At 45.3% G+C, this 26,866-nt stretch carries 20 protein-coding genes and 3 rRNA genes; 20 read left to right on the top strand and 3 right to left on the bottom strand.

From position 1 onward, the window contains the following. Window positions 1-539: 539 nt before the first annotated feature. From U4956_RS02125 to rrf, 9 genes are all read left to right on the top strand, one after another. On the top strand, window positions 540-1,679 hold the full coding sequence (locus tag U4956_RS02125; protein WP_323088685.1) for a glucose-1-phosphate adenylyltransferase: 1,140 nt from the start codon (window positions 540-542) through the stop codon (window positions 1,677-1,679). A 1-nt stretch (window position 1,680) separates the two neighbouring features. Next, complete coding sequence (locus U4956_RS02120; RefSeq protein WP_323088682.1) at window positions 1,681-2,667, top strand: sugar phosphate nucleotidyltransferase; 987 nt, start codon at window positions 1,681-1,683, stop codon at window positions 2,665-2,667. Window positions 2,668-2,806: 139 nt separating this feature from the next. Further along, complete coding sequence (gene glgA, locus U4956_RS02115) at window positions 2,807-4,243, top strand: glycogen synthase GlgA (protein ID WP_323088680.1); 1,437 nt, start codon at window positions 2,807-2,809, stop codon at window positions 4,241-4,243. A 176-nt stretch (window positions 4,244-4,419) separates the two neighbouring features. Then, a complete protein-coding gene (locus U4956_RS02110) occupies window positions 4,420-4,893 on the top strand; it encodes a DUF523 domain-containing protein (protein ID WP_323088677.1) in 474 nt (157 codons plus the stop codon). 115 nt (window positions 4,894-5,008) lie between these two features. Continuing rightward, the gene (locus tag U4956_RS02105; protein ID WP_323088675.1) at window positions 5,009-5,275 is read left to right on the top strand and encodes a phosphocarrier protein HPr; all 267 of its coding nucleotides are present in this window, start codon (window positions 5,009-5,011) and stop codon (window positions 5,273-5,275) included. Window positions 5,276-6,393: 1,118 nt separating this feature from the next. Continuing rightward, entirely contained in the window at window positions 6,394-8,103 is a 1,710-nt protein-coding gene (locus U4956_RS02100; protein WP_323088672.1) for a phospho-sugar mutase, read from the top strand. A gap of 1,348 nt (window positions 8,104-9,451) precedes the next feature. After that, a 16S ribosomal RNA gene (locus U4956_RS02095) occupies window positions 9,452-10,980 on the top strand. 353 nt (window positions 10,981-11,333) lie between these two features. Then, a 23S ribosomal RNA gene (locus tag U4956_RS02090) occupies window positions 11,334-14,214 on the top strand. Between the two features lie 233 nt (window positions 14,215-14,447). After that, window positions 14,448-14,554 (top strand): 5S ribosomal RNA (gene rrf / locus U4956_RS02085). The 16S, 23S and 5S rRNA genes sit together here, the layout of an rRNA operon. A 67-nt stretch (window positions 14,555-14,621) precedes the next feature. Here rrf and U4956_RS02080 read toward each other — a convergent pair. Then, a complete protein-coding gene (locus tag U4956_RS02080; RefSeq protein ID WP_323088669.1) occupies window positions 14,622-15,845 on the bottom strand; it encodes an ATP-binding protein in 1,224 nt (407 codons plus the stop codon). A 348-nt stretch (window positions 15,846-16,193) separates the two neighbouring features. On the opposite strand from U4956_RS02080, the gene U4956_RS02075 reads away from it, so the two are divergent. Continuing rightward, entirely contained in the window at window positions 16,194-17,567 is a 1,374-nt protein-coding gene (locus tag U4956_RS02075) for an IS4 family transposase (protein WP_323088166.1), read from the top strand. Window positions 17,568-17,913: 346 nt separating this feature from the next. On the opposite strand, the gene U4956_RS02070 is transcribed toward U4956_RS02075, so the two are convergent. Beyond that, a complete protein-coding gene (locus U4956_RS02070; RefSeq protein WP_323088667.1) occupies window positions 17,914-19,146 on the bottom strand; it encodes a pyridoxal phosphate-dependent aminotransferase in 1,233 nt (410 codons plus the stop codon). Continuing rightward, on the bottom strand, window positions 19,146-19,643 hold the full coding sequence (locus tag U4956_RS02065; protein ID WP_323088664.1) for an Lrp/AsnC family transcriptional regulator: 498 nt from the start codon (window positions 19,641-19,643) through the stop codon (window positions 19,146-19,148). The genes U4956_RS02070 and U4956_RS02065 overlap by 1 nt, the downstream gene beginning before the upstream one ends. A 275-nt stretch (window positions 19,644-19,918) precedes the next feature. On the opposite strand from U4956_RS02065, the gene gap reads away from it, so the two are divergent. The 10 genes from gap (at window position 19,919) to nusG (ending at window position 26,860) form a co-directional block, all read left to right on the top strand. Then, on the top strand, window positions 19,919-20,941 hold the full coding sequence (gene gap, locus U4956_RS02060) for a type I glyceraldehyde-3-phosphate dehydrogenase (RefSeq protein ID WP_323088662.1): 1,023 nt from the start codon (window positions 19,919-19,921) through the stop codon (window positions 20,939-20,941). Window positions 20,942-21,231: 290 nt separating this feature from the next. Beyond that, window positions 21,232-21,396 (top strand): hypothetical protein, encoded by a 165-nt coding sequence (locus U4956_RS02055; RefSeq protein ID WP_323088659.1) that lies wholly within the window; start codon window positions 21,232-21,234, stop codon window positions 21,394-21,396. Further along, on the top strand, window positions 21,393-22,058 hold the full coding sequence (locus U4956_RS02050) for a hypothetical protein (protein WP_323088658.1): 666 nt from the start codon (window positions 21,393-21,395) through the stop codon (window positions 22,056-22,058). The genes U4956_RS02055 and U4956_RS02050 overlap by 4 nt, the downstream gene beginning before the upstream one ends. A gap of 90 nt (window positions 22,059-22,148) precedes the next feature. Then, window positions 22,149-23,495: a cysteine--tRNA ligase gene (cysS, locus tag U4956_RS02045; RefSeq protein WP_323091431.1), complete on the top strand. Its 1,347-nt coding sequence runs from the start codon at window positions 22,149-22,151 to the stop codon at window positions 23,493-23,495. Between the two features lie 11 nt (window positions 23,496-23,506). Further along, window positions 23,507-23,881: a Mini-ribonuclease 3 gene (locus tag U4956_RS02040; protein ID WP_323088656.1), complete on the top strand. Its 375-nt coding sequence runs from the start codon at window positions 23,507-23,509 to the stop codon at window positions 23,879-23,881. Next, on the top strand, window positions 23,878-24,645 hold the full coding sequence (gene rlmB / locus U4956_RS02035) for a 23S rRNA (guanosine(2251)-2'-O)-methyltransferase RlmB (protein WP_323088654.1): 768 nt from the start codon (window positions 23,878-23,880) through the stop codon (window positions 24,643-24,645). The genes U4956_RS02040 and rlmB overlap by 4 nt, the downstream gene beginning before the upstream one ends. 162 nt (window positions 24,646-24,807) lie before the next feature. Next, window positions 24,808-25,488 (top strand): hypothetical protein, encoded by a 681-nt coding sequence (locus tag U4956_RS02030; protein ID WP_323088653.1) that lies wholly within the window; start codon window positions 24,808-24,810, stop codon window positions 25,486-25,488. Between the two features lie 50 nt (window positions 25,489-25,538). Then, window positions 25,539-25,688, top strand: a complete 150-nt coding sequence (rpmG, locus tag U4956_RS02025) for a 50S ribosomal protein L33 (protein WP_323088650.1) — start codon at window positions 25,539-25,541, stop codon at window positions 25,686-25,688. Window positions 25,689-25,705: 17 nt separating this feature from the next. After that, entirely contained in the window at window positions 25,706-25,906 is a 201-nt protein-coding gene (gene secE, locus U4956_RS02020; RefSeq protein WP_323088648.1) for a preprotein translocase subunit SecE, read from the top strand. 399 nt (window positions 25,907-26,305) lie between these two features. Continuing rightward, on the top strand, window positions 26,306-26,860 hold the full coding sequence (nusG, locus tag U4956_RS02015; protein ID WP_323088646.1) for a transcription termination/antitermination protein NusG: 555 nt from the start codon (window positions 26,306-26,308) through the stop codon (window positions 26,858-26,860). The last annotated feature ends 6 nt before the right edge of the window (window positions 26,861-26,866 follow it).

Genomic DNA, 26,866 nt, shown 5'->3' with positions numbered 1-26,866 from the left:
CAAACTTAATTCTGGACAGTCAGTTTAAAAACTCATGCAGGACGATAGCTTCAGGGTATTTAAAAACGAGAATTGTCTGGCAAAATCAGGACAGGAATTTAAAAATTGATGTTTTTGGAAACAAATTGATTTTCTGAAAGCGGAAGAAAAAAGTGAAATTGACGTAGAAAATCCACTTCCTGACAGATGTTAAGGTTTGTGAATGATCGTGAAATAGATCACAATGATAATTCCAGTTGACAGCATTTTTAAAGGGAAAGAAGAGAGAAGAAGCAGAGATGTTCCGACAGATAAGGCGGATGGAAATTCACGGGGATGAGATGATGAAAAGTAAAAAGCCCATAAAAGATAAAAAGACGATCGAGGAAAATCCACAAAGGGCTTACAAAACCAACAAGAATGATTAATACTTTGTTTTCGAAAATCAAACGTTGGAAATGACAGCTCGAGACTAAATTTCCAAAATCACTAAGTAGAGTACAAAGAGACAGAACCGAAGTGATATAATCATGCTGAAATTAAGTTTCAGGAGGAAATCTATGGAAAACAACAATATGCTCGCCATGATTCTGGCTGGCGGGCGTGGCACACGTTTGTACGACCTGACAAACAAAACTGCCAAACCTGCTGTTTATTTCGGTGGTAAATATCGAATTATCGACTTCCCTCTCAGTAACTGTGCCAATTCCAACATTAACGTTGTTGGTGTTCTGACACAGTATGAACCAGTTCAGCTGAACGCGTACGCTGGAGCTGGTCAGCGCTGGGGTCTGGACACTCGCGGAAGCGGTGTCTATGTCTTACCACCAAGTGAAAAAGATGGCACAAAATTTGGTGTCTATCAGGGAACCGCTGATGCGATCTACCAGAATATCGATTTCATCGACGAGTTCAAACCTAACTATGTATTAATTCTTTCCGGTGACCACATCTATAAGATGGACTACGACAAAATGCTCGCTGACCATCGCAACAACGATGCTGACCTCACAGTTGCAGTCCGCCCTGTACCATGGGAAGAAGCTCCCCGCTTTGGAATTATGAATACGGACATGAACAACCGTATCCTCGAATTCCAGGAAAAACCTGCAGAACCAAAATCCAACCTTGCTTCGATGGGTATCTATATCTTCGACTGGCCTCTGCTCAGACAGTGTCTGATCGATGATGCGAAAGATGAAAATTCCGAACACGACTTCGGTAAAAACATCATTCCGACACTGCTCAACGAAAAGAAACGTTTATTCGCATACAACTTCAACGGCTACTGGAAAGACGTTGGAACAATCGATTCCCTGTGGGAAGCAAACATGGACCTGATTTTCCACAATGATCAGTTAGATCTGGGCGACAAAGAATGGAAAATCTACACCGCTGATATTCCTGTACTTCCACAGTATGTATCCAGAACTGGTAAAGTTGAACACTGCTACATCAACCAGGGGGCAGTGATCCGCGGCCACGTTAAAGACTCCGTTCTGTTTAACGGTGTAACTGTTGATGAAGGCGCTGACGTTCAGGCTTCTGTTTTGATGCCAGGTGCTGTAATCGAAAAAGGCGCTAAAGTTTATCGGGCCATCATCGCTGAAAACGTAGTGATCGGCGCTGGTGCTGTTGTAGGTGACAAAGATTCGACTAAGATCGAACTGGTTGCCGCTGACGTGAAAGGAGAAGAGTAAGATGACAAACGCACTTGGAATTATTTCCTTTACCAGTCCAGCTATCTTCGTTAAAGGAATTTCAAACTACCGTCCTGTTGCTGCATTCTCCTATGTAGGACGTTATCGCTTAGTCGATATCCCAATCTCCAATATGACAAACTCTGGAATTCAGAACATCCAGGTTTACACAAACGGAAACCCAAAAGTCCTCTTTGATCATATCGGCAGTGCAAGACACTACAACATCAACAACAAACACGGCCATATCGGCATTATCCCTGTAATGGCGGACGGCTTCAGTTCTGAATTCATTTCTGATATGGAAGCGTACTGGACAAACATTGATGAAATCGAAGACAACGTTCATGACTATGTCGTGATCGCTCCAGTGAACTGGATTTACAAAGCAAACTTCACTGACCTGATTCAGGCTCACATCGACTCCAAAGCTGATGTTTCGATGCTCTATTCGCATTACGATGAAACCAACAAGCCAGCAAACCTGCTCAATGCGACTCTGATCGTCAGCGGTGAAAAAGGCGAATTCAAAGGCGTTAAACGCTATATCGGCGGACCAGCGACTCTGGATGTTTCCTTAGACACCTACATTATGTCCAAAGACAAATTTGTTGAACTCGTTAAAGCTGCTCATGACTATTCTCCAATGTTCTGGATGACTGACATGCTGAACACGCTGGCTGCTGAAAACAAAATCAAAGTCAACAAAATTCTGTACTCTCACCCAGTCTTCCCAATTCTGGACCTGAAGAGCTACTACAACTCCAACATGGAAATGTTGAAAGAACGCAACATGACATTCTTCAACGATCCAAACTGGCCAATCTACACGCGTACCAATGACTCTTCTCCAACCATTTATCTTGGAAACGGAACTGCCGAATGCGCTCTGATCTCCAATGGATGCGAAATAGCGGTACAGTTACGGAATCGATCCTTGGCCGTGGCGTTAAAGTCGGCAATGGCGCAATCGTTTCGAACTGCCTGATCCTGCCAGGTGCAGAAATCGGCGACAACGTTATGCTCACCAACGTAATCGTTGACAAAGACGCTAAAGTCATTCACAAACAGGAAATCACTTCCTACGATGACAATCCACTCTACATCGGCAGAAGGGAGACTATCTAATGGCATCCATCCTGATGGCTGCAGCGGAAGGTCTTCCATTCGTTAAGACTGGTGGTCTGGCTGACGTAATCGGTTCTCTGCCTCAGGCACTCGCTGAAATCGGTCACGAAGTAAAAGTTGTCATGCCGATGTATAAGAAGATTGCGCAAAAGAATTTCCATGATCTGACTTGGTGTGCCAGCTACACTGTAAACATTAACTACCGTGAAGTTCCTGTCACGATTTATTCGCAGACAATCGGCAAAGTTGCCTACTTCTTTGTTCAGCATCAGGGGTATTTCGAAAGAGATTCCCTGTATGGCTACCTGGACGATGGCGAACGCTTTGCTTACTTCCAGAAGGCTGTCATTGAGATGCTCAACCAGCTCAATTACTGGCCAAATATCATCCATTGCCATGACTGGCAGACAGGTATGATTCCTTGCATGGTGAAGGAAACGCACAACAGTGATTCCCGTTACACGTCCATCAAGTTTGTTTACACGATTCATAACCTGCTGTTCCAGGGCAACTTCGGTCCAGAAATGACGGACTCCTGCCTTGGTCTGCCTTACTACCTGCTTGACAATGGAAATATCCGTTTCGACGGCGGGGTTTCCTTCATGAAGTCCGGTATCCTGTATGCCGATAAGATTACTGCTGTTTCTCCAACTTATTCTCAGGAAATCCTGACACCTCAGTATGGCGAACATATGGAAGGTGTTCTGAATATGCGTCGCTATGACCTGTGGGGAATCGTAAACGGTATCGATATTAACAACTGGAACCCAAATACTGACCCAGCTTTACCTCATCACTACAACAAGATCACAATGTCCCGCGGCAAGGCAGAAGACAAAGCTGCTTTACAGCGTGAACTCGGTCTGGAAGTCAATCCAAACGTAATGTTAGTCGGTGTTGTTTCCCGTCTGACTTACCAGAAAGGCTTCTACCTGATGCTCGAAAAGTATCAGCAGTTATGTGATGCTCCAATCCAGCTTGCCATCCTGGGAACTGGCGAACCAGCGATCCAGAATGCATTCCGCGATATGGAAAACCAGCACAAAGGCAAGATCTGTTTCTATCAGGGATACAACGAAGATCTCGCTCACCGCATCTATGCCGGAAGTGACTTATTCTTAATGCCATCTCTGTTCGAACCATGTGGTCTGTCTCAGTTATGCTCTTTGCGTTATGGAACTTTGCCACTCGTTCGCGAAACCGGTGGTCTGAAAGATACCGTAACTCCATATAACGAATTCGATAAATCCGGTGATGGATTCTCATTTGCCAACTATTCTTCTGACGAAATGATGAATACCCTCAATATGGCAATTAACGTTTACTACAACCGTCCAGAAGACTGGAAGATCTTGCAGATGAACGCCATGAACAAGGATGTTTCCTGGCAGAACTCTGCTCAGATCTACAACCGGATGTACGAAACTCTGATGTAAGTTTTGCTTTTTCTTTTGAAAAACTGACTTATTTCATTCCATAGACCAGGCAAGGCGTGACTGCTGCCATGATGTTTTGATAGGCCTCTGACCAGAGCAGGGAGCTGTCAAAATGGATTCAAGACCAGATGAAGCAGAATAAACCATGATGAATTTAAATCGAGGGAGTTATCCTGATGAATAAACGTCGAAAAAAAGTTGCAGTCAGCGCCTGTCTGCTTGGCTGTCCCTGCCGTTACGATGGCAAAAGCATGACCAGTCCCAAGGTTCTTGAGCTTCTCAGGGACTGCACCCTGGTTCCGGTCTGTCCGGAAGTCATGGGAGGTCTTGCTACACCACGAATGCCAATTGAAATCGTAAAGGGCAGAGCAGTCAATAAAAAGAACGAAGATGTCACAGCCGCTTTTGATCAAGGCTCACAGTCAGCCCTGGATCTTGTCCTGGAAGAAGGTTGTGATGCTGCCATACTGATGCAGCGATCCCCAAGCTGCGGATGCGGAAAAATCTATGATGGCACGTTTAGCGGCCGTCTGATTGAAGGAGATGGCTGGTTTACCCGCCTGCTCAAAGAAAAAGGGATTCCAACCATAGCTTCGGATCTGTTCAATGAAGAAGGGCTTTCACCTTTTGGGGATGATCATTCAGATTGACATGGCCAATATGGTGTGTAAGACCTTACTTATTTCAAGTTTCCGCATCGCTTGTAGTTGTAAAAAAACGAGAATGCTCTAAAATTAACATGTAAAGATTCAGGAGGAAATTACCATGAAACAAGCTACAGTTAAAGTTATCGATCCAGTTGGATTACACGCACGTCCTGCTACAGTTGCTGTGAACGCTGCTAACAAATGCAAATCCGATGTAAACGTTGCGTTCAAAGGACGTGAAGTAAACATGAAATCCATTATGGGTGTTATGTCCCTTGGTATCCCAACACAGGCTGAAATCGTTATCTCCGCTACTGGTGAAGACGAAGAACAGGCTATCCAGGCTATCGAAGAAGCTCTCAGAGCTCAGAAAGTCATCGAATAATAATTCGGATCTAAAAACAAACTCAAAAAATCGAAAGGCTCCCTGCGACGGAGCCTTTTTATTTGGCGCTGTTTCAACAAAAATAGACTGTCTTGAATATTCGCAATGACTCGAAATGCAAATTGACAGACGGGTATCTTGCAATTGAGTCAGAATCTTGCCAGAACTTCTGATTCAGTTAATGAATCAGATCACAAAAGCGGAAAAGATTCATTACAGAAAATCGTTCTATCCCAAACTATCAAACACATCCTGCCTGGCTGGTGCAAACCACTGTACTGTTTTTAAGAACCATAGCCCAGACAGAGACGGCCAATTGGTTCAGAAAGAGGAATTTCTGTCTGATGCTGTCTGAGCAAAAATGCTCCTTGAAATCGGAAGAGCAGTCTGTATTCTTTGGAGAACAGGGAATACAGCCACTGGATCCTCGCATTTAAAATCAGTAAGGGATGGAACAGAAACAACAGAAACAGCTGTAAAGTCTCTTGGATGAACGCAGAGAAAAGAGAGCAGGCGGAATAAAGATTGTTAGGAAATGGAATAATGAGCAGCTATCCAAATCTTGGTTTCTCCAGATTGAACTCCTCCAAGATGTGAAAGATTTTACAAAGCGATCAGAAGATTGGCAGTCTGACTGGACTGGAAGAGCAGGACAGAACAATGTTTGAATTGTATCTCTTGAAAAGAAATCGAAGTCGGACCGGAAAGAGCAGGCAAATCCATCTTTGCTTAAAAGGCTATTCTCCAAAGGCTTGTAGCCTGTCAAACCAGCCCAGGAATTGTCTGCTCTAACGGAGTAAATCATCTGGAAAACTCCCAGAAAACGCCCGGAAATAAGCGGCAGCCGCAAATGGAAAGGATCAAGCAGATGCATCTGCGACAGGAGCATCCAGACCAGAGATTGGCGCTTTTGAAGTCAAACAGAGCGGTTCAATTATAAAAACAATCCGAAAAGGATGAATATAAAACACGAAAAGATCAAGAAATTTTAAAATAAACATTCAGCATAGCCACAGAGATAACATTCTTACAGGAAAGTGCCCGAATACCTAAAAAGGGAATCAGGACTTGAGTTAAAACATGATATAATTTTTCCTGAATACGGAGGGTTAATATTCATGTCTATTGTTGAAGAGCGTTATGAAAAATGGGTCAATCACCCAAATCTTGACGCACGTTACAAAGAAACACTGGAGAACATGACTCCAGAAGAAAAGAATGATGCATTCTACACGACAATCAAATTCGGAACTGCTGGTATGAGAGGTTTGCTGGGCCCAGGTACCAATCGCATCAATATTCACACAATCCGCAAAGCGACTCAGGGCTATGCGGATTACATCAAAGCAAATGGCGAAAAGGCTTGTGAAGAAGGTATCGCAATTGGTTACGACAACCGTCACATGTCCAAAGAACTTGCCTTTGACTGTGCCGATCTTCTTGCTAAAAACGGCATCAAGGCATATGTATTCGAAAGCTTACGTCCAACCCCAGAACTGAGCTTCGCTGTCCGTCACTTAGGCTGCTTCGGCGGTATCATGATCACTGCCAGCCATAACCCAAGGGAATACAATGGCTACAAACTGTATGACAACAAAGGCTGCCAGCTGATCCCATCTCTGGCTGACCAGGTGATCGCCCGTGTCAATGCAATCGATGACGAACTCGCGATCACAGCCGATGTTCCTGCTGACGTCAAAGAAAAACTCGTTACTGTTATCGGTGCTGATGTTGACCGTCCTTACTACGATGCAGTTGAAAGCATTCAGCTCAACCCAGAAGTAGAAAAAGACATCAAGATCGTCTTCTCCCCAGAACACGGTACCGCAAACATTCCTGTACAGGAAATTTACAAAGAAACTGGCTATCACTGCATCCCTGTTGTGGAACAGTGCACTCCAGATCCAGATTTCTCCAACACAAAAACTCCAAACCCTGAGCAGCCTGGTGCTTACGAACTCGCATTAAAATATGCGAACGACAACGATGCTGACATCATCCTTGTCTGCGACCCAGATGCTGACCGTATGGGTGTTGGTGTAAAACACAACGGTGAATATGTAGTTATGACTGGTAACCAGTCCGGTGCTGTATTGCTCGAGTATATCCTTGATCAGCTCCAGAAACAGGGCAAAATGCCAGAAAACCCAGTTATGTTCAACACAGTTGTAACTTCTGACCTGGGTGAAAAAGTCGCTGACAGCCATGGTGTTACCACTGAAAAGACACTGACTGGATTCAAATTCATCGGTGAAAAAGTGGCTAAATATGAAGTCACTCACGAAAAGAATTATGTATTCGGTTATGAAGAATCCTATGGTTCTCTGATCAAACCATTCGTTCGTGATAAAGATGCTCCTCAGGCTTGTTTAATGCTTGCTGAAGCGGCTTCTTATTACAAACAGCAGGGAAAAGATCTGGTTGACGTTCTTGAAGAACTGTATGCAAAACACGGCACTTACGAAGAAAGCCAGGTTGCTATCGAACTTGAAGGCGAAGCTGGTGCAAAACGGATCCAGCAGATCCTGTCTGATCTGCGTAAAGATGGTCTGGAAGAAGTTGCTGGCCAGCCAGTTATCCGCTTCGAAGATTTCAATGAAGCTATTATCAAAGAAAACGGTGAAACGAAACCTCTCGAAGGATTCACTAAATCCGATGTTCTGAAATACTTCCTTGCTGATGGAAGCTGGATTGCAGTTCGTCCATCCGGAACAGAACCAAAATGCAAATTCTACTATTGTGTTAAAGGTACTGATCATGCAGATGCTAAAAACAAAACAGCTGTATATCAGAAAGCAATGGCAGAAATTACCGGTACAGCTGCTTAAGCTTGGCCAGTTATTAACTCTTATCTATACGTATAAACAGAATGCAGACAGCAGCCCTCAAAAGCTGCTGTCTGTTTGTTTATGGAAATTCAAAGTCAAAGTGATATCAGGAGAATGCTGATCAGGGATGAAAAACAGTCTTTAAAAATCAATATATCGATAAGAAAAGATTAAATAATTCTTAATAAAGTGTTGACTTCAAATTCAAGCGATGTTAAACTGACAAAGCTTGTGAATGGTGAGAAAACATTAACAAGTAATCCAACAGGAATTTTGAATCTTGCAGAAATTGGGATTATCGAAGTGAGCTCAGATTCTGATGAAGTTATCTTCACAATCATTACATGGAATCTGAACGGACTTGCAACTGATTGTCGTCTAAGGTTTGTACAGGGCGAAAAGTACATCGGTCATTGACTGAGTCCGCAGACAGACAATTACACGAGAAGAAAAGAAGAGTGCTTTAGGAAATAAAGGGAATCTAGATTCAAAAGATACTGCTTGGCGCCTCCTGTTTTACAGGAGTTTTTGGTTTACAACAGATTAAAATCCGCTGATGACTAAGCCGGTGAATCAAGAGGTCAATTCTTTTTATCATTATTGACAATTTCGTGTGACCTGGTTCAGGCTGACTGTCCGGTAAGAGATCTTCATTCTGTCTGATATAACGTAGAAAAGGAATAAAGTCCGGTACGTACCGGCAAGTGATGACTAAGTGAATTTGAACGCAGAAGCCTGACTCGCTTCTGCGTTTTTTTTGCAGGGATAAGAGAAATGGATCCATCCATGCAGTTTAACGTTTTGCAAAATTTTTGCACTGCACTGTCTTTGATTGCGAAAAACTGCTTTTATTCAGATTTATCTGGAAAAAATTCAGGAATCTGCATGGAAAAATTTCAAAAAAATTACGGCTTTTTTGAGATTAATATCTACCGGGAAAATGCTTTATATATAGATGCTTGAATTATCGTACTCCCTTTGAATTTAAAGGTGGCGTAAATGTTTTGGAAGAATTGAGCTTGCGTTTTTGTCATGGACATTGTATATTAAATGAGCGCGAACGGAACAGACGTTTCGAAAGCGACAAATCACCTTTAGATATCGAAGAAATCATCGATTGTGAAATTCTTAAAAATATTTCACAAAAGATGTTGACTTCATATCCGACAGATGATAAGATAAACAAGCCTTGTGAGGGAAGTTGATTCACTCACAAATAGATGGCTCTTTGAAAACTCTGATTACAGACAATTCAATATTCGAAATTAACACGTCGATTCTTGAAACAACATTTAATACTTCAATAATCAATTCACGAAATATAAACGCAATAGCGTTGAGTCAATATCAAATGGAGAGTTTGATCCTGGCTCAGGATGAACGCTGGCGGCATGCCTAATACATGCAAGTCGAACGGAACACTTTTGTGTTCAGTGGCGAACGGGTGAGTAACACGTAGATAACCTGCCCATATCCGGGGGATACGCTTTGGAAACGAAGTCTAAAACCCCATAGGAAAACAGAAGGCATCTTCTGTTTTTGAAACAGGCCTTAAAGCCTGGGAGATGAATGGATCTGCGGTGCATTAGTTAGTTGGCAGGGTAAAAGCCTACCAAGACGATGATGCATAGCCGGCCTGAGAGGGCGATCGGCCACACTGGGACTGAGACACGGCCCAGACTCCTGCGGGAGGCAGCAGTAGGGAATTTTCGTCAATGGGCGCAAGCCTGAACGAGCAATGCCGCGTGAGTGAGGAAGGTCTTCGGATCGTAAAGCTCTGTTGCAGGTCAGAAAAGAAGGAAAGAGGAAATGCTTTTCTTTTGATAGTAACCTGCCAGAAAGTCACGGCTAACTACGTGCCAGCAGCCGCGGTAATACGTAGGTGGCAAGCGTTATCCGGAATGATTGGGCGTAAAGGGTGCGCAGGCGGCGTGGCAAGTCTGAAGTGAAAGGTACGGGCTCAACCTGTACAGGCTTTGGAAACTGCCACGCTCGAGGACAGGAGAGGGCGGTGGAACTCCATGTGTAGCGGTAAAATGCGTAGATATATGGAAGAACACCAGTGGCGAAGGCGGCCGCCTGGACTGTTACTGACGCTCAGGCACGAAAGCGTGGGGAGCAAATAGGATTAGATACCCTAGTAGTCCACGCCCTAAACGATGAGGAGCAGGTGTCGGGGGTAATGCCCCGGTGCCGAAGCTAACGCAATGACTCCTCCGCCTGGGGAGTATGCACGCAAGTGTGAAACTCAAAGGAATTGACGGGGGCCCGCACAAGCGGTGGAGTATGTGGTTTAATTCGAAGCAACGCGAAGAACCTTACCAGGCCTTGACATGGGATGCGAAGACTTAGAGATAAGTTGGAGGTTAACATCCACACAGGTGGTGCATGGTTGTCGTCAGCTCGTGTCGTGAGATGTTCAGTTAAGTCTGGCAACGAGCGCAACCCTCGTGATCTGTTACTACCAGTAAGATGAGGACTCAGATCAGACTGCCGGTGACAAACCGGAGGAAGGCGGGGATGACGTCAAATCATCATGCCCCTTATGGCCTGGGCTACACACGTACTACAATGGCGCCTACAGACGGAAGCGAAGCTGTGAAGTGGAGCGAACCCGAGAAAAGGCGTCCCAGTTCGGATTGAAGTCTGCAACCCGACTTCATGAAGTTGGAATCGCTAGTAATCGCGGATCAGCATGCCGCGGTGAATACGTTCCCGGGCCTTGTACACACCGCCCGTCAAACCATGGAAGCCGGCAACGCCCGAAGCCGATGGCATAACCTGAAAAGGAGTGAGTCGTCGAAGGCGGGGCCGATGACTGGGGTTAAGTCGTAACAAGGTATCCCTACGGGAACGTGGGGATGGATCACCTCCTTTCTAAGGAGAAAGTACAAGGAAGCATTAAGTAACTAAGTTTGGAGTCTGTAACAGAGTTTTGGAAGAGCGATCTTCCAGACTGATTAGCTGCAAAAGCGGCACTGGTCTTCAGAAATGGAGAACAGTTCCAGTCAGTCACAACATGGATCTTTGAAAAACGAACATCAGTATAAGACATAACAGAAGGTCTGACGTAAGTTGTAAGTAACAACGTTACGAAAGTAACCGACTGAAAAGAGAAGAAGAAATTCGATCTTTGAAGTCACAAGATTTACCAAGTCAGAAAACAGTTAACAGTTCTTATTAGAAAAATCTCGAAAAAGCATAGTTAAAAACAAGCATATTTGAAACTAGATCAAGCAAGGAAGGGCGTACGGAGGATGCCTTGCCACTCTTGAATGATGAAGGACGCATCAGACTGCGAAAAGCTGCGGGGAGCTGTCAGGAAAGCGACGATCCGCAGGTATCCGAATGGGGGAACCCGGCTGGAGTCATATCCAGTCATCCATGTCTTTGATATGGAGAGCAACCCGGTGAACTGAAACATCTAAGTAGCCGGAGGAAAAGAAAACAACAGTGATTTCCCGAGTAGCGGCGAGCGAAAGGGAATTAGCCCAAACCATAGCGATATGGGGTTGTAGGAGCGCAACAGACGAAACGCGAGTGAACAGGAACGTGATGGAAAGCACGGACACAGAAGGTGAAATCCCTGTACTGGAAAGCAAGCGAAGTAGTCAGCGAGATCCTGAGTACGACGGGACACGTGAAATCCTGTCGGAAGCAGGCGGGACCATCCGCCAAGGCTGAATAAGTAAGAGTGAGCGACAGTGAAGAAGTACCGTGAGGGAAAGGTGAAAAGAACCGCGCAAGCGGAGTGAAAGAGAACCTGAAACCGTATGCCTGCAAGAAGTCAGAGCCCGTCAAAGGGTGATGGCGTGCCTTTTGTAGAATGAACCGGCGAGCTGCTTTTGGATGCAAGGTTAAGCAGGAAAATGCGAAGCCGAAGCGAAAGCGAGTCTTAACAGGGCGAATGAAGTAGCCAGGAGCAGACCCGAAACCGGGTGATCTAGCCATGGGCAGGTTGAAGCAGAGGTGAAACTTTGTGGAGGACCGAACCGACCATCGTTGAAAAGCTGGCGGATGACCTGTGGCTGGCGGAGAAATTCCAATCGAACCCGGAGATAGCTGGTTCTCCCCGAAATAGCTTTAGGGCTAGCGTTAACGCAAGCCAGCGGAGGTAGAGCACTGAATTCATGATGGCCCCATCCCGGGGTACTGAATGGAATCAAACTTCGAATGCCGCAAGGAGAAAAGTTGGCAGTCAGAGTGTGGGTGATAAGGTCCATGCTCAAGAGGGAAACAGCCCAGACCGCCGGCTAAGGCCCCAAAATGATGACTCAGTGGAAAAGGATGTGGGGACGCACGGACAACTAGGAGGTTGGCTCAGAAGCAGCCACCCTTTAAAGAGTGCGTAACAGCTCACTAGTCGAGTGGCCCTGCGCCGAAAATGTACCGGGGCTAAGTCATCTGCCGAAGCCGCGGATAAGGATTGAAAGATTTTTATGGTAGGGGAGCGTTGCATGTCCATGGAAGCAGAATCGTGAGAGTCTGTGGAGGACATGGAAGTGAGAATGCCGGTGTGAGTAGCGAGATGCAGGTGAGAATCCTGCACACCGAAAGCCCAAGGATTCCAGGGGAAGGTTCGTCCGCCCTGGGTCAGTCGGGACCTAATGATAAGCCGACAGGCGAAGCAGATGGAAAGCAGGCGAAGATTCCTGCACCCGCAATAAAGGCGATGGAGTGACAAAGACGGGAAGTGTGACCCTCTTAATGGATTGAGGGCCAAGCGCGGCAGTACGGATCCAGGCAAATCCGGATCAATACGTACAGAGCGTGAAGGGTAAGCGAAATCGAAAGAAAGTAGCCAAGCACATGGAGCGGCTTTCAAGAAAAGCTTCTAGCTTAAACTTTATTGCGGCCCGTACCAAAACCGACACAGGTGGGCGCGCTGAGCAAGCGAAGGTGAGCGAGAGAACTGTTGCCAAGGAACTCGGCAAAATTGCCCCGTACGTTCGCAAGAAGGGGCGCTCGAGAGAGCCGCAGTGAAAAGGCCCAAGCGACTGTTTAACTAAAACACAGCTCTATGCAAAGCCGCAAGGCGAAGTATATGGGGTGACACCTGCCCGGTGCTGGAAGGTTAAGGGGATCTGTTATCCGCAAGGAGAAGCAGTGGTCCGAAGCCCCAGTGAACGGCGGCCGTAACTATAACGGTCCTAAGGTAGCGAAATTCCTTGTCAGGTAAGTTCTGACCCGCACGAAAGGTGAAACGATTTGGGCGCTGTCTCGGCAGCAGACTCGGTGAAATCTTAGTACCTGTGAAAATGCAGGTTACCCGCAACTAGACGGAAAGACCCCATGGAGCTTTACTGCAGCCTGGTATTGGGTTTTGGATGATCATGTACAGGATAGGCGGGAGGCTATGAAGAAGGAACGCCAGTTTCTTTGGAGCCGCCGTTGGGATACCGCCCCTGATGATTTGAAGCCCTAACGTGAAGAGAGAATCTTACAGACAGTGCCAGGCGGGCAGTTTGACTGGGGCGGTCGCCTCCTAAAGAGTAACGGAGGCGCCCAAAGGTGCGTTCAGTCTGGATGGAAACCAGACAGAGAGTGTAAATGCAAAAGCGCGCCTGACTGCGACACCAACAAGTGGAGCAGGGACGAAAGTCGGGATTAGTGATCCGGCGGTGCCGAATGGAAGGGCCGTCGCTCAACGGATAAAAGCTACCCTGGGGATAACAGGCTGATCCCGCCCAAGAGTTCACATCGACGGCGGGGTTTGGCACCTCGATGTCGGCTCATCGCATCCTGGAGCTGGATTCGGTTCCAAGGGTTGGGCTGTCCGCCCATTAAAGCGGTACGCGAGCTGGGTTCAGAACGTCGTGAGACAGTTCGGTCCCTATCTGTTGTGGGCGCAGGAGATCTGAGGGGAGCTGTCCTTAGTACGAGAGGACCGGGATGGACCTGCCAATGGTGCATCGGTTGTCACGCCAGTGGCACAGCCGGGCAGCCAAGCAGGGAATGGATAAGCGCTGAAAGCATCTAAGTGCGAAGCCAGCCCCAAGATAAGATCTGCGGTAGATAAGACCCCTTGAAGACTACAAGGAAATAGGCTGGGTATGGAAGTGGAGTGATCCATGAAGTTGGCCAGTACTAATCGGTCGAAAGCTTAATCTAAGATAACGAGAGCGCCTGTTGGAGTGGTGAAGAATGAAGAAGATGGAAACAGAGTCAAAGACGCAAGTTAAAGACAATGATTCCAGAACCATTCAAAATCACAGACAGGCGGTAATAAGAAGAAAAACGATCAGAAATGATCAGATCATAACTGTAACCAAAGTTATGTCAAAGCTGGTGTTTGTTTTTGAAAGATCCATGAGATAGAATGGTTAAGTCGCAAGACAAACCGGTATGGTGACGATAGCCAATGGGTCACACCCGTTCCCATCTCGAACACGGCCGTTAAGCCATTGAACGCCGACGATAGTGTAAAAGCAAAAATAGGAAGTCGCCAGACGAAAGCAAATCCCTGAAGAATAAAGGAGAAATCCGATATTCTTCAGGCTTTTTTTTGTTTAGCAAAATTAGATACAGCTATAGGGGAGAACAAAAATATCTCTTTCGATAGCATAGGGTTTTGGCGTGTTGCAAAGAATGGCGCCAGGTCCGAGGGACAGCTCTGAGTGATCAAGCTGTCGGAAACCAGAAACATGTCTGTGATTGAAGGATACGCCTTTTTTGATTTCGATTCGATAAAGCGTTCGATTTGAAACTAGAACCAGATCAATCTCGTTTTGGTTGTTGTCTCGATAATAGTACATGGATAACGGTTCGCAACAGTTCAGGTAGGACTTACGAATCTCATTGATCACGTAATTTTCCATATAGGCTCCCGCAAGTGAACTGATTGCCAAATGGTCTGGAGAATAAATTTTGGCCAGATGCGCAGCCAGACCGGTATCGCAGAAATAGATTTTTGGAGATTTGACAATTCGTTTCGTCAGTTTTTCTTCACTGTAGGGCTGCAGGAGATAGATGATCCCGCTTGTTTCCAGAATGGAAATCCAGGCCTGAACGGTTTTGGGATCGATACCAATTGCTCGGCTGATGACAGCATAGTTGAGCTGGCTAGATGTGATCGAAGCAAGATATTCCATGAAATTCTTGAATAAGAGTTTGTTAGAAGGCTGAATCAGGTCAGAAACGTCTCGTTCAATATAAGTGCGGATATAAGAATCATAAAAGGATGTGGCCGTCAATTGGGGATTTCTGTGCAGCTCCGGGAAGAAGCCACGGACAATTGACTGATATAGATCAGAGACGGATTTCTCCTGACTTCGTGAGAAACAATGGACGCCGGGAAGAAAGGGAATATCGGATTCCATTTGAAGTTCTCTGGCACTCAGGCATGTCATTTCCATAATGCATGCCCGTCCCGCAAGAGACTGGGTGATTCCTTTCATCAACTGAAAACTCTGGGAACCTGTCAATACAAACATTCCATTTGCGTCCCCTTGTTCAAGGCGTCGTTGGTTGACCTGCTCTTCGATTGCTTCCATAAGGATAGGCGCGTATTGGATTTCGTCGATGACTATCGGAGCGGGATGAAGTGTCAGAAAAAACTTTGGATCATTCAGCGCGAGGGAACGTTCATCAAGGTTGTCAAGAGAGACGTACTGAAATCCTTTTTCTTTTAACTTCCAGACTTCTGTTGATTTTCCGGTCTGGCGCGGACCGGTGAGAACGACAACTGGGAAATGGCGAATATTCTCTTCAAGGCCATGATGAATGGTACGCGGATAAAACATAAATGACCTCCTGGTAGAATTTATACAAATCGGGAACGTCATTCCCGATTTGTATAAATTCTACCATGCTTCTCTCAATGCGACGGGATGTTTTGAAGTTTATTTTCAGAAAATCCACTCAAACAGATACTTGTGCGGCTCATTTGTGCGCACCTGACGTAGAGAAACAGAGCGGGCAGATCAATGTCATTTAGCTTAGTTTTTGATAGTTAGTATTGTCCACCATCCGTGCACAGATGGTGGATTTTATATTTTCTGGTTTAACGAAAATTAGCTTTGACAACAACTCTATAATTGTCTAATTTAATCCTTATCACGTTGAAAACATAACTTTATAAGGAGGAAAATATGGCAACTAAAGTTACTTCGCCGTCCGTGATTTATCAAAGATTCATGAAATTCCTTGAGGAATTTGCCCACAAACAGGAGAAGATTCTTGCTTCTCAAACAGGAGCTTTCTCACGAAGTCATTATCGATCATCAAAAATAAACTTGTTCCATTTCCTGAATACATCCATTATCGGGAATGGATCAACACTCTCCGATTTATCCATGAACTATTTCGGCATGGGCAGTGTAAGACCATCTGCTTCGGCACTTGTTCAGACAAAAGCCAAGACTCCAGTCAGCGTATTTTCAGCACTGCACAAAGCCACATTGGCACTTTGTTACATGGATAAAAAATATAAAGGGCTAAGGGTAATAGCCTTTGATGGAACCAATGAACCTGTTGCGCCAAATGAAGATGAACCTGACTACATCATTTATGCCAAGAACAAGGAAACCATCATCCGGGCCGGTATTCACATTAACGCTGCCTATGACGTACTTAATGACAAATATCTAGCCATCGTCACTCAAGACCAGAGGTCCAAAGACGAACGGGCCGCTGCTATGAAAATGGTCAAGGAGATTCACGAAGCTTATCCTGGCGAGACATTTCTCTTTGTCATGGACAGAGGGTATTTTTCTTATCCATTGTGTAAGCTTATTGAATCCTTAGGGCACAAATACCTCATACGTATGAAAGAACGAGAGTATAGCTGCCTGACTTATACACAGCTTGACCATACAGAAGACCAGCAGATCAGCCGCATTCTTACCCACCACCAAAGAAAAGAGGAAAAAGAAAACCCCCAGATGAAATACCTGGTCAAAAAATCAATGAGACAGATTGATCAAGAATCTGAATTTATTGATTTTGACTGCAGGGTGGTAGCTATCGAGATTGGCGACAACGTCTGGGAAGGACTGATTACCAATCTGGATGAAGCAGAATTTCCTCCGGAGGCTCTTGGATTTATTTACCACCTAAGGTGGCGAATCGAGCAGAGTTTCTCCTGGCTTAAATATGGAATAGGAATGAAACGTATCCACTCGATAAAAGCAGAATACATCATTCAGGAGATTTATTCATCCCTTATCTTCTACAATCTGGTTTCCGAGATCAAAAAGTGTGTTCTTGAATCATCTCAATCGGATAATAAAGAAGAGAAGCAGACAACTTATGAATACCAAATCAATACAACTAAGGCGATACGGGCTATCAGGAACACGTTTACTCCGAAATGGACGAAAAAACGAACAATCTGTCAAATTACAAAAGCGGAGTTTCAAGCTCTGACCGAGGAGCTGCTAAGAGAAAAACTGCCCGTTCGGCCGGAAAGGAGCTTCAAGCGAAATCTCCATCCCAATCGTTTGATATGGTTCACCTATCGATAAGTGCATTATATGCGCATCTTATTGATACAAACCACCCATACAATTCTTAAAAACGGCTCTTATCGAAGGGTTGTTTTTAGTGCACCTATTTTGATGAATACAGCCAAATCAATCAGTATATTTTGTGCTTGGTTGGTGCATATGGATATAATCAGCAGCAAATTCTATTCCTATCATCCACTTTGTCTTTGATTTTTATACAAAGTTTGAGGTCATATTTTTCTAGCTAAATGACATTGGCGGGCAGATATGCAAAAAAGCAGGAATTCAGCGAAGAATGAAAGCTTCAACTGATTCCTGCTCATATAGGTGAAAATGGCGTAGAGATGATCGGGTAATGAGAAAATCAGATCTCTTCTGCTAAAATCACAACTTCTTTAGCAATTTCATCGACCGAAGCGTTGAGTTCGGCCTGTCGTTTGAGTTCGAGCTCAGTAAGGAACTCTTCCAGGCGGTTCATGGCTTCTTTGATGTTGTCCAGGCTGGTGGCATAAGACATGCGGACATGACCTTCGCCATGCTCTCCAAACGCAGTTCCTGGGACAACAGCAACTTTCTTGCTTTCAAGCAGCTGAACGCAGAATTCATCTGAACTCAGGCCAGTCGAGGTGATGTTTGGAAAGACATAGAAGGTTCCTTTTGGAACGTTGGTCTTCAGACCCATCCGGTTGAGACGGGCACAGATCAGATTGCGGCGCTGTTCATATTCTTTACGCATGGTCAGAATATCGGGAATACCGTTTTCGAGTGCCTCGATGGCAGCGATCTGAGCGGCTGTAGGGGCAGACATGATGATGAACTGGTGAACTTTGGTCATCATCTTAGAAAGAGGGGCGCTTGAAAGCAGATACCCAAGGCGCCAGCCAGTCATCGCAAAGGCTTTGGAGAAACCATTAATAATGATGACCTGGTCTTTGATTTCGTCAAAAGAAGCCGGTGAAACGAATTCACCATCAAAGGTGAGTTCGGCATAGATTTCGTCAGAAATAATATAGATTTCAGATTCTTTTAAGATCGGAACCAGTTTGGCATAGTCTTCGCGACTCATCGTTCCACCGGTTGGGTTGGAAGGGAAGTTGAGCATGATAGCTTTTGTTTTTGGGGTGATGGCTCTGGCGAGATCTTCAGGCAAAAGCTTGAAATCGTTTTCCTGGCTCAAAGTGATGTATACGGGCTTGCCGCCGGCCATTAAAATGGCTGGCTCATAAGCAACATAATTCGGGTCGAGAACGATAACTTCATCGCCGGGGTTGATCAGCGTACGGAAAGCCAGATCTACGCCCTCAGAGCCGCCGACAGTAACTACAATTTCTTTTTCAGGATCGTAATCCAGGCCAAAGCGTTCTTTGGAGTACCGGGCGATTTCCTGGCGCAGAGTGAGCAGACCGCGGTTCGCCGTATAGTGTGTTTTTCCTTCGTGGAAGGATTCAACGGCTGCATTACAGATATGCCATGGAGTATCGAAATCAGGCTCACCGACGCCTAAGGAGATGACACCTTCCATACTGGAAGCCAGATCAAAGTATTTCCGAATGCCGCTGGGTTTTAAGTGTTCAACAGTCTGGTTGATGGGTTTCATCAGTAGCTCACCACCAGTCTGTCCTCTTTAAGATCACGCTTGCCTGCTCCTGTTAAGACACCGCTCTGTTTGTATTGCTTCAGAACAAAGAGGGTTTTGGTTGAGTGAACATCTTCAATGCAGGCAATTTTATCTGAAACAAACTGGCAGACTTCGAACATGGTTTTTCCTTCTACCAGGCAGATGAAGTCATTATCACCAGTAATCAGATACATAGAATTGACTTCTGGATAGCCGGCAATCAGATTTGCGGTATAGTCATACCCTTTATCTTTCATAGGGCGGACACCAACCTCGATGAACGCCATGATCTTTTCGTTGCGAAGGGCTTTGTTATAGTTGATGACAGTGTGATAACCGCAGATAATTTTGTCCTGTTCCATTTCACTGATGGCTTTTCGGACTTCAGCTTCGTCTTCCATCAGAATTTCCGACAGATCACGAGGGGTAAGACGAGCATCTTTTTCAAGAAGCTCAAGGATTTCCTGATAATTCATAATGTTCCTTTCTTTTACTTGAGGTGCTATTGCCCCATTATAAAACATTTCCCAAATAAAGTTTGCGAGTTTCCCAAAATGTACGGTAAAGACACTTATATATACGAAATAATGGAAAAAAGACGATAAAATAAAGATAAATTGTTAAAGCGATCACATTAATCTGAAAAAATGACCATAGTTTGTTCGACTTTTATCATACAGTCTGATCATCGTTGACAGCGATTGGAGGTGAATCTATAATTAAACCGTTATTAAAGGAGGATTTACTGACCATGACAGTAAAAGTTGCTTTAAACGGCTTCGGACGTATCGGCCGTCTTGCATTCCGTCAGATGTTTGATGATCCTAACTACGAAGTAGTTGCGATCAATGACCTGACAAAACCTGATATGTTAGCTCACCTGCTCAAGTATGACTCAACTCAGGGAACTTACAAACTTGCTGACAAAGTAGAATCTACTGAAGATTCCATCATCGTTGACGGCAAAGAAATCAAAATCTACAAAGAAGCAGACGCTTCCAAGCTTCCTTGGAAAGATCTGGATGTAGACGTAGTTCTGGAATGCACAGGCTTCTATACTTCCAAAGCTAAAGCACAGGCTCACATTGACGCTGGCGCTAAAAAAGTCGTTATCTCCGCTCCTGCTGGAAACGACCTGCCAACAATCGTTTACAACGTTAACCAGGAAATCTTAAAACCTGGTGACAACATCATCTCCGCTGCATCCTGCACAACAAACTGCTTAGCTCCAATGGCTAAAGCTCTGAATGAACTGGCTCCTATCAAATCCGGTATCATGACTACAGTTCATGCTTACACTGGCGACCAGATGACTCTGGATGGACCACAGAGAAAAGGTGACAAACGTCGTTCCCGCGCTGCTGCAGTGAACATCGTTCCTAACTCCACTGGTGCTGCTAAAGCGATCGGTCTGGTTATCCCAGAACTCAACGGCAAACTGATCGGTTCCGCTCAGCGTGTTCCTGTTCCTACAGGTTCCACTACGATCTTAGTTGCTGAAGTTGAAGGCGAAGTTACTACTGACCAGGTTAACGCTGCAATGGCTGCTGCTCAGAACGAAAGCTTCGGTTACAACACTGAAGAAATCGTATCTTCCGACGTTATCGGTATGACTTACGGTTCTCTGTTTGATGCTACTCAGACAATGGCTACTCCTACTGGAGATGGCAACACTCTCGTTCAGGTTGTTTCCTGGTACGACAACGAAAACTCCTACACTTCTCAGATGGTTCGTACAATTAAGTACTTCGCTGAACACGATTTAGAGAAATAAGAGTTTCCTCCAATGACTAAATAAAGAAGGTCTTCGGGCCTTCTTTTTTAATGCCTGAATTTCAGACTGGAAGCGTAGGAAAGAGTCTGGATTCCAAGAAAATCACTTGAATCCGAAATAAAGAAAACGATTGCAACAACTGTGAACTCCTTTTTGATTTTCGATGGAAATTGCCTGTGGTGGTTGGCAAAGTCCTTCAAAGTTTGTACATTGAGTATTGGTTCTGGAAATAGGGTTAAAAGCCATCGGTTTCTGGACATTGAATATGCATGAAAGGAATATGAGAAGTTATGGCTATTCGCGAAAGACTCGTTAATGATGAACGGGATGATCTGACTAAAGATGTTGATGACCTGGATGTAGCTTATATTGAAAGCATGAAAAAACAGGGGATCGACGAAGATTTACTCAAACAGTTTGCAGAATTATTAAAAGAGGATAAACAGAATCGATGAGCAGCTGGATGTATCTCCTGTACGTTGTCGTCTTTATCCTGCTGGTTGTGCTGGTTCCGCCGCTGGTCAAGCGCTTTTATTACCAGCGTCTGATGCAGGATCTTGAAGCTCATAATTTTACCCTGTTTACCCGCCATCTGGATTCGTTTTTGGCTAAAGTCACATTCTCGGCTTTTGAGCGGGAATCGATGCGGCTTTCCATGTATGAAATGCGCAATGAAATGAAAAAAGCAGATGAACAGGTTCAGTTCATGGAAAACATGCGCTTAAGCAAGAAGCAGAAAGCACAGCTGGGTGAGCGTGGATTCTACGTGTATCTGGAATCTGGCAAAATCAAAAAAGCCCGTCATATGATGGAAATGGTTGAGCAGTATGGCAGTGAGATTCAGGCCAAAAACCTGCAGATCCAGTATTCGATTCTGCTCAAAAAAGAATCCAAATACATCAAGGAACTTCAGGAGCGCCATGCAAGACTTAAAGATGATAAAGGCAGCATTCCAGCCAACGTATCCAATCAGGCCGGCACGTTTGAATACCTGATCGGCTTGCAGTACAGCTATCTCAAAGACAAAGAAAATACCCGCAAATGGCTTGAGCCAGCCCTGGAACACTTGAAAAACACACCATATGAAGGTGAGATTGTAGAGCTGCTCAAGGCATAAATCTGCCTTTGCCCAAGGAAACCCAAAATTCTGCTAAAATAACGAAGGAAGCTGACGCTTCCTTTTTTTACACTTAGGAGAATTAGAATGATGAAGCTCTATAACAGCTATACACAAGAAATCGAAGACTTTAAACCGATGGAAGCGGACAATAAGGTTTCGATGTACGTGTGCGGGCCAACTGTTTATAACGATCCTCATATCGGAAATGCCCGGCCCATTATTGTTTTCGATACGCTTTATCGTACGTTAGAAGCTGCAGGCTATGATGTCACCTATGCTTCCAACTACACCGATGTCGATGACAAGATCATTGCCAAAGCAATCGAAGAAAACAAAACAGAAAAAGAAATTACTGACCGTTATATCGATGCCTATAAAGAAGTCCGCCGGCTTCTTGGCGCTAAAAACCCGGATTACACCCCGCGTGTAACCGAAACCATGGACAAGATTATCAACTTCATTGACGGTCTGGTTCAGAGTGGAGCAGCTTACGTCAAAGACAACGACGTCTATTTCCGTGTCAGTGCCGATCCAAAATACGGTGAACTCTCTCATCAAAGAGTTGACGATCTGCTGGTCGGCGCCCGGATTGATGAAAACGAGAAAAAAGAAAATCCTCTCGATTTCACGCTCTGGAAAAAGACCGACAAAGGCATTCAGTGGGATTCGCCCTGGGGCAAAGGCCGTCCAGGCTGGCATACAGAATGTGTGGTCATGATTCAGGATGTCTTCAAAAAGCCATTGATCGATATTCATGGCGGCGGCCTGGATCTGAAGTTTCCGCACCATGAAAATGAAGTCGCACAGTCCGAAATGGCCAATGGCACAAAACTGGCCAATACCTGGGTTCATAACGGCATGATTAATGTCGGCAAGGACAAAGTCAAAATGTCAAAATCCCTTGGCAACGTCATTCTCGCCAAAGATCTGATCGATGAATTTGGCGGGCCTGCCTGCCGCTGGATGATGGTTTCGACGCATTATCGGGCACCATTGACCATTTCTCAGACCGTTATGGAGAATGCCGTAAAAGAACTTGGCAAAATTGAAAAACCACTCCGTCAGGCTCTGTTCCAGTTATGCCTGGCTGACCAGTATAAACCGGATTCGAAAAAAGATGAGGCTTCCTGGAAGACATTTATGGACGCAATGGAAGATGATTTAAATACCCCAAACGCGATCAGTGCCCTTCAGGCAACTGTCAAGGAACTCAACCAGTCTTTACGCAAACGGGATCTGGATTACACCCTGCTCAATGAACTGTATGCATCCGTAACCGGCATGCTTTCCGTTCTGGGCATTGACCTTGGCATTACGCCTCCAACCGAAGAGCAGAAACAGCTGTATCGCGATTGGAAAGATGCGGTCCGCAGCAAAGACTTTGCCAAAGCCGATGAATGCCGGGCCAGCTTGATGAAATTAGGTCTTGTTTAATGGAAATTGTTATGGAAAATCCCGTCACGCTGGCGTGGATGGGAGACGCGCTTTATTCCGTTAAAGCACGTAAGCATATTCTGGACAGGGGAGTGCGCAAAGCCGATCTGCTCCAGAAACAGAACGCCAGGCTTTGCAGCGCTGCCGGACAGGCCTTTGTGCTCGACCAGCTGATGGAAAAAGACCTGCTCAATGAAGATGAGCGGGAAATCGTCCGCCGCGGGCGCAATGCGCATGTCAAAAGCGTCGCAAAAAATTCAGATTTGAAGACATACCTGAAAGCCACCGCCCTGGAAGCTTTATTCGGCTACCTGTATCTGTATGATCACAAGGAGCGCATGGAAGAGCTTCTAAAGGTCTGCATGGAGATTGGAGAGCAGCTATGATCGTTTACGGAAAAAATGTTTTTGAAACCCTGAAAGACAGCCCGGATCAGATTCTCGATCTCTATGTGCAAAATGGCGCCAGAGACAAACGGATTGAAAAGATTCTGAGCACGCTGCCCAAAAACGTCCGTCTTAAGACGGTCTCGAAAAAAGAAATGGACAAAATGACCGATCAGGGCGTCCATCAGGGCATTGCGGCCAGAGTCAAAGATTTGCCGATGCTCAGTCTCGATGAACTGATCGAAGCCGTGAGTGCCAAAGAAAAGAAAACCGGAAGACTGCCGCTGATTGTTGCCCTCGATGAAATTCAGGATCCGCACAACGTTGGAGCCATTTTACGAAGTGCCGATGCTTCAGGTGCCGATGGGGTCATTCTTTGCAGGCACAAAGGTGCCGGCCTGACGCCAGCGGCAGTCAAAACCTCTGCCGGAGCAGCCTATTCAGTTCCTGTTGCATCGGTTTCCAGCCTTGCTGGAGCCTTGCGCAAGCTGAAAGATCATGGCTATTGGGTCGCGGGCAGTGACTTTGATGAAACGTCAGTTGACTATCGTAAAGGTCTTTATGATCGCAAACTGGTTCTGGTCATTGGCAATGAAGGCAAAGGAATGTCCAAGAGCGTCAAGGATGCCTGTGATTTCAAAGTCCACATTCCGATGCGTGGTGAAGTTCAGTCTTTGAATGCCTCTGTTGCAGCCGGCATTCTGATGTATGAAGCTCAGGCGGCCAGACAGCGTGCAAGTGACGTTTCCAGCCATAAAGACTGAAGATCAGGAATGGAAGCAATCTGAATTTCTACAGGATCTCATTCCAGAAGAATATCTGAATGAATCGAACGAATAAAACGAATCAAACGAATAAACGGATATCTGAAAGAAAGAATGGGCTCCTGTGCATCGATGCTCGGTCACTTTCAAGGAGTCAAGACCATGACAGAAGAAGTGAACATCAATGAACTGGTCTATCTGACCAGACTCATGGACGAGGAAGCCTTTGAGCTGTTATTCAAAGAACTCAGCGGGCCGACTCATTATATTTATTTTCAGTACTGCACGAAGATGATGACCTATCAGGAATTTGAGTGTGAAGCCTACTCATGCCTGCAGCAGGCATTAATCTACTATCGTGAAGGCATGGAAGCCTGTTTTAAAACGCACTATCAGACAATTCTGCGCCGCAAAATCATTGATATCTATCGTCGGCAGACCAATCAGCGCAAGGTCCCACGAGAGCTGAAAGTTTCCTATGACAAACTTCTGGTGCGCTCCTACAGAGGATATCGAATGCAGGAAGATGCGATCGAGGAGCATCATCTTGAAGAAAAGATGCTGATGAAAATGACCTGCCAGCAGGTTCTCGAACAGGTGGAACCGCATCTGGAAACCTATGAAAACGACGTTCTTCACCTCTGCCTGGAAGGATACACGTATCGCGAGATCGCAAACCATCTGGAGATCCCATTGGCAAGAGTGGCCAGAACCTTTGATAAAGCAGCCAAAGTCTGGAAAAACGTGGAGCAAAACCGCAGACAGAGGCAAAACCCGCCGCAGCCCTATCTTGCCGTAGATACCGGCTATCCCAAAGGCCTGAGTAAACTGAGCGCAGTTTGACAGGGCGCGTAGGGGATGTTATATTTTGTACTTGCAAAGGGGGCCTGAAAATGGCTGATAAGATTACTTTAGTCTGCACTGAATGCTTCTCCCGTAACTATACGACTGAGAAGAATAAGAAAAATCAGACTGGACGCCTTGAAATTAAAAAGTACTGCCCAAAATGCAATAAGCATACTTTGCATAAAGAATCAAAGTAGTAGAAAAGGACTTTAAAATGGAAGATAACTTACTCCAGGAGCCTACTTATGCTCCAAAAGCCGTCTGGGCAGAGCTGAAAAAAGTTCGCTGGCCGTCTTTTAAGGGACTCATGCAGAGTTCGGGTCTTGTCATTGTATTTACATTGCTTTTTGGCCTGTACTTCTTCGTCTGCGAAGCCGCTGCCTCTGCACTGGTCAGCTGGATCGTATCCCTTTAATCAAAGACTCGCCTTTGGGCTGGTCCAAAATGGGACTGAAAGAAACGCATGGAATCAAATTCTGTATAAACAGAGGATTCCATGCTTTTTCTTTGCCTGACTGTGGGCACAGGTGTGTTTCCTGGTTGATCTTCAGTATTTATTCAAGCCCAACCGGATGCCATATCCTTTGAAATGATGTAAGCTTTTGAAGACGGAACCTTATCTGTCTGGCCCACGCCAGGACATCCTTTGAACTTTTAGCGCCCATGTGATCATCTGTTCAGCTCTGTCGCTCATTTGGACTCTGGGTATGGGTCTGACTGGCCATGCTGAAAAAGAAGCGATAAGCGGCATAAAGGATAAAAACAGGGTAAGGTGAAAATCACTTCGTAATGGAAATTAAAGGAGATGCACACTATGAGTAAAGACGACGAAAATATCAATTGGTATGTCGTAAACACGTATGCAGGTCAGGAAAACCGTGTAAAAGAAAACCTTGAAAAACGAATCAAGACCATGGGTCTGGAAGATTCCCTGTTCCAGGTTGTTGTTGCCGAAGAAACTGAAACAGAATTCAAGAACGGTAAAGAAATTAAGAAAACCCATAATCTCTTCTCTGGTTATATTCTTGTTCAGATGCGCATGACGGATGAAGCCTGGTACATTGTCCGCAATACACCAGGTGTAACTGGATTTATCGGATCCAGTGGTAAAGGCGCAAAACCATTCCCAGTTGCGCAAGACGAAATCGACGCCGTTCTGTCCCGCCTTGGCAAAGGCCCAGAAGTTGTTAATATCGACTTTGAGCCAGGCGACAAAGTCGAAGTCATCAGCGGTACTCTCAAAGGCAACGTTCTGCCTGTTCTTGCCATCGATAAAGAAAACAAGAAAGCAACCGTTCCTGTTTACATGCTCGGTAAGGAAAACGAAACCGAAATTGACTTTGCCGATCTGAAAAAAGTCGAAGAATAACGATTG

Origin of the sequence: Allobaculum sp. JKK-2023 (genome assembly GCF_034745455.1) — a bacterium.
Classification (GTDB): Bacteria; Bacillota_I; Bacilli_A; order Erysipelotrichales; family Erysipelotrichaceae; genus Allobaculum.
The sequence above is the reverse complement of the archived record's forward strand: the minus strand, read 5'-3'. Positions and strand labels throughout refer to the sequence as shown.

Coding starts and splice junctions, on each gene's coding strand:
- U4956_RS02125 (WP_323088685.1), top strand. CDS start 540: ATGGAAAACAACAATATGCTCGCCATGATTCTGGCTGGCGGGCGTGGC.
- U4956_RS02120 (WP_323088682.1), top strand. CDS start 1,681: ATGACAAACGCACTTGGAATTATTTCCTTTACCAGTCCAGCTATCTTC.
- glgA (WP_323088680.1), top strand. CDS start 2,807: ATGGCATCCATCCTGATGGCTGCAGCGGAAGGTCTTCCATTCGTTAAG.
- U4956_RS02110 (WP_323088677.1), top strand. CDS start 4,420: ATGAATAAACGTCGAAAAAAAGTTGCAGTCAGCGCCTGTCTGCTTGGC.
- U4956_RS02105 (WP_323088675.1), top strand. CDS start 5,009: ATGAAACAAGCTACAGTTAAAGTTATCGATCCAGTTGGATTACACGCA.
- U4956_RS02100 (WP_323088672.1), top strand. CDS start 6,394: ATGTCTATTGTTGAAGAGCGTTATGAAAAATGGGTCAATCACCCAAAT.
- U4956_RS02080 (WP_323088669.1), bottom strand. CDS start 15,845: ATGTTTTATCCGCGTACCATTCATCATGGCCTTGAAGAGAATATTCGC.
- U4956_RS02075 (WP_323088166.1), top strand. CDS start 16,194: ATGGCAACTAAAGTTACTTCGCCGTCCGTGATTTATCAAAGATTCATG.
- U4956_RS02070 (WP_323088667.1), bottom strand. CDS start 19,146: ATGAAACCCATCAACCAGACTGTTGAACACTTAAAACCCAGCGGCATT.
- U4956_RS02065 (WP_323088664.1), bottom strand. CDS start 19,643: ATGAATTATCAGGAAATCCTTGAGCTTCTTGAAAAAGATGCTCGTCTT.
- gap (WP_323088662.1), top strand. CDS start 19,919: ATGACAGTAAAAGTTGCTTTAAACGGCTTCGGACGTATCGGCCGTCTT.
- U4956_RS02055 (WP_323088659.1), top strand. CDS start 21,232: ATGGCTATTCGCGAAAGACTCGTTAATGATGAACGGGATGATCTGACT.
- U4956_RS02050 (WP_323088658.1), top strand. CDS start 21,393: ATGAGCAGCTGGATGTATCTCCTGTACGTTGTCGTCTTTATCCTGCTG.
- cysS (WP_323091431.1), top strand. CDS start 22,149: ATGAAGCTCTATAACAGCTATACACAAGAAATCGAAGACTTTAAACCG.
- U4956_RS02040 (WP_323088656.1), top strand. CDS start 23,507: ATGGAAAATCCCGTCACGCTGGCGTGGATGGGAGACGCGCTTTATTCC.
- rlmB (WP_323088654.1), top strand. CDS start 23,878: ATGATCGTTTACGGAAAAAATGTTTTTGAAACCCTGAAAGACAGCCCG.
- U4956_RS02030 (WP_323088653.1), top strand. CDS start 24,808: ATGACAGAAGAAGTGAACATCAATGAACTGGTCTATCTGACCAGACTC.
- rpmG (WP_323088650.1), top strand. CDS start 25,539: ATGGCTGATAAGATTACTTTAGTCTGCACTGAATGCTTCTCCCGTAAC.
- secE (WP_323088648.1), top strand. CDS start 25,706: ATGGAAGATAACTTACTCCAGGAGCCTACTTATGCTCCAAAAGCCGTC.
- nusG (WP_323088646.1), top strand. CDS start 26,306: ATGAGTAAAGACGACGAAAATATCAATTGGTATGTCGTAAACACGTAT.